Raw genomic sequence first — 4,195 nt, forward strand, 5'->3', positions numbered from 1 at the left:
ATAACATTACTGGCACCCTAACCATCGCCGAAAACTCGGCCAATGGCGCAGTGGTGGGGACGGTGACCGGTCAGGATGTCGACAGCGGAGAGACGCTCACTTACAGCCTCACCGATACCGCGGGCGGGCGCTTTGCGATCAATAGCTCGACAGGCCAAGTTACCGTCGCTAACGGCAGCTCGCTCAACTTCGAAGCCAACACCTCACACAACATCACCGTGCGAGCCACGGATCTTTCCGGAGCGACCTTAGACAAGCTGATGGCAGTTACAGTCACCAATGTGAATGAAACTCCAACATCTCTGCTTCTGACCGGGTCCACCACGAACGCTGGCTCTTCGGCTGTCTACAACGCTACTTTCGACAAATACTATGCCATTGTAAACACGGCGATGACCTGGGAGGCTGCCATGGACAACGCCCAGGCAAGCTTCCTGGGTGGCGTCTCCGGTACGCTGATCAACATCAACTCCGCTGCTGAAGCTGCCCTTCCTCAGTCGTGGCTTGGATCTTCTTGGATTGGAGCGACAGATCGCGCTCAGGAAGGGGTTTGGCGCTGGTACAACGGTGATCTTGCAGGATTGCAACTCTGGGCTGGCAACGACCAGGGCATTCCGGCCGCAGGGATTTATACCAAATGGGCTTCCGGGGAGCCCAACAATGCCGGCGGTGAAGATTATGCGGCCCATTTTGGCTGGTGGAATGGCTGGCTCGACTGGCCCTCGCATTTCACGGAAAAATCCATCGTGGAGTGGACCGGGACAGCATTTCGCGCTGCCGCGGGCGTCTCTAGCAGTGTCATGGAAAATGCTGCCGCTGGAGCCGTGCTCGGAACACTTTCGGCTGCCGATCCGGACAGCGGTGAGTCTCTGGCCTATTCCATCGTCGGTTCGAGCAGCTTGTTCGAAATCAACGGAAATGAACTCCGAGTCAAGGCCGGAGCAGCCTTTGATTACGAGACTTCCCGGCAGCATTCATTGACTGTTCGCGTCGCGGATTCCATAGGCAATACCCGCGATCAGTTGGTCGCGATCAACGTTGTCAACACGAATGAAGCACCGACCAACACGGGCGTGATCGACGCGACCAATCTGATCAGCAACGGCTCTCTCGAAACCAACACGAATGGCTGGACCCTAACAGGTGCCGGAACGAGTCGCATCAATAGTCAGGGAGCGACTGACGGCAGTTTCTCGATCGGTTTCAGTGGCAGCAATCAGCCAAATGATGGCGTGGCGACAACGACCTTCAACACCGTTGCCGGCACAGCCTACACGGTTTTGTTTGACATAGGGGCCTATGGGACAACCGGCGTTCCGCAGGTTTTGAACTTCAAGGTTCAGGGTGCCAACACCATCCTCGACGAGACGGTAGCAGATGCCGCGTCCAATCCGACCACATTCCTGACCCATCGCTACACCTTTGTCGCGGATTCGGCTGTCACCACCTTGTACTTCGCCGATGCTTCCGCTTCGACGACCGCCGTTGATTTCATGCTCGACAATGTGCAAGCCTACGCCGTTGAGACAGCGACGCCTGTGATGACCATCGCCGAGAACTCGTCGAATGGAACGATCGTGGGGCAAGTCACATCGATCGATGCGGATCCTTATGAGAACCTGACCTACAGTCTGCAGGACACCGCCGGCGGACGCTTTGCGATTAACAGCTCGACCGGCCAGGTGACGGTCGCCAACGGCAGCTTGATCGACTTTGAGACCAATGCGTCGCATACCATTACGGTTCGCGTGACGGATGCGGCAGGTGCGACGTTTGACAAGGTGCTCACGGTCTCGGTTACCAATACGAATGATGCACCGATATTGAATGCGAGTGCCAGCCCGACCATGGGTCTCGTCCTCGAAGGAGCCACCAACCCGAGCGGCGTGACGGTGGCTGCGCTGGTCGTCGATGGCAGTATCACCGACGCGGATGGCTCGGCGGTGGAAGCAATCGCGATTACGGGACTCAATACCAGCCTGGGCACATGGCAGTACAGCGTCAACGGTGGGACGAGTTGGCTGACGATCGATGCGGCTCAGATCAACAACACCACCAATGAACTTGCCCTGCTGCTCGGACCGACGGCGCAATTGCGGCTGATTCCGTTCGGGGATCTGAACGGCAGCGTCAGCGACGCGATCACCTTCCGGGCCTGGGACCAGACCAGCGGGAGTGAAGGTCAGTACGCAGTGGTCACTGGTGGCACGAGCGCCTTCAGCACCGCCAGCGATACAGCCGACGTCACGGTCACGGCGGTCAACGACGCGCCGACGTTCTTCAGCGGCGATGGCATCGTCACCACCGCCATTGGCACGAGTAACGGGTCATACGATGATAGCTACAGCATAGCCGTACAGTCTGACGGCAAGATCCTGCTCGGGGGATATGCCCTCATTGGCAGCAACAACGATTTCGCGCTGGTGCGTTACAACGTTGATGGCTCGCTCGACACCTCCTTCGGAACCGGCGGCATAGTTACCACCGACATCGGGACGGGCAGCGATGATAGCTACAGCATCGCCGTACAGGCCGACGGCAAGATCCTGCTCGGGGGACGCAGCTACATCGGCAGCAACAGCGACTTCGCGCTGGTGCGTTACAACGCCAACGGCACGCTCGACACCTCCTTCGGCACCGCTGGGAAGGTCACCACGGCCATCGGAACCAGTAACGATTCTGCAAGTAGCGTAACGGTGCAGCCCGATGGTAAAATCCTTCTGGGGGGGGGATACAGCTCCAACGGCAACACCGATGACTTCGCGGTGGTGCGCTACAACGCTGACGGCACGCTCGACACCTCCTTCGGCACCGCTGGGAAGGTCACCACTGCCGTCGGACCGGGTATCGATTTTGGGTGCAGCGTCACGGTGCAGCCCGACGGTGGGATCCTGCTTGGGGGATACAGTTTTAACGGCAGCAACAGGGACTTCGCGGTGGTGCGTTACAACACGGACGGCTCGCTGGACACCTCCTTCGGCACCGCCGGGAAGGTCACGACTGCCGTCGGCACAAGTACTGATCACGGATACAGTGTCATCGTTCAGTCCGACGGCAAGATCCTGCTCGGGGGAGCCGTCGTCATCGGTAGCAACTACGACTTCGCGCTGGTGCGCTACAACGCGAATGGCTCACTGGACACCTCCTTCGGCACCGGAGGCAGGGTCACCACCGCCATCGGCACCGTTTGGGACATGGCCTTTAGCGTCACCGTGCAGTCCGACGGCAAGATCCTGCTCGGGGGATACAGCCTCATCGGCAGCAACGATGACTTCGCGCTGGTGCGTTACAACGCCAATGGCTCGCTCGATACCGGCTTCGGCACCGGCGGTAAGGTTACGACTGCCATCGGTACGAGTACCGATCAGGGCCGAAGCGTCACGGTGCAGACCGACGGAAAAATCGTGGTCGCGGGCTCGAGCTACAACGGTGCGAACAGCGACTTCGCTCTGGTGCGTTACAACGCCGATGGCTCGCTCGATACGACGTTCGATCGGGCTGTGACGCTCGGCGGCAGCGTCAGCTACACCGTGAACGGCACTCCGGTGGTCCTCGACAGCAATGTGCGCGTGTTTGATGCCGAGCTGAGCGGCAGCAACTTCAGCGGCGCGACGCTGACCCTCGTCCGCAATGGCGGGGCCAATGGACAGGATCTCTTCTCGGCGACCGGCACGCTGGGGACTTTGACTCAGGGCGGCAACCTGACCGTCGGCGGCACAACGATCGGTACGGTCACGACCAACAGTGGCGGCTCGCTGGTCTTGACTCTCAACAGCAGCGCCACGAACGCCCTGGTCAACTCGGCGATGCAGCAAATCGCCTATGCGAACTCCAGCAACGCTCTCCCTGCCTCGGTCCAGATCGATTGGACGTTCAATGACAACAATAGCACTGCCCAAGGCACCGGTGGCGCACTGACCGCCACGGGCAACGTCGTCGTCAACATGTCACGTATGGTGATGCAATGGAAACTCGATGATACCGGGAGTGGTTCCTACGTAGGTCAGGATTCCACCCAACGTTCCACGACTAGCGTCTCGGATGCATCTGGTCGTGGAATCGATGGCAGCATGATCAACATGGATGGTACGGAATGGGTGGATGGGCGTACGGGAGGGGCGTTGGATGTCAATGGGGTTAATGCCGCCGCATACGACTACGTGGTCTCTAATGTCGCCTTGAATTTGGTGCCGAC

General features: G+C 59.2%; 1 protein-coding gene. It reads left to right on the plus strand.

Annotation, left to right across the window (positions count from 1 at the left end; all coding sequences use genetic code 11):
• The coding region (locus tag ACIQ2L_RS13535; protein ID WP_396159715.1) for a beta strand repeat-containing protein at positions 1-4,195 on the plus strand (4,195 nt) is incomplete at both ends.

Origin of the sequence: Flavobacterium sp. (genome assembly GCF_044369455.1) — a bacterium.
Taxonomy (GTDB): Bacteria; Bacteroidota; Bacteroidia; order Flavobacteriales; family Flavobacteriaceae; genus Flavobacterium.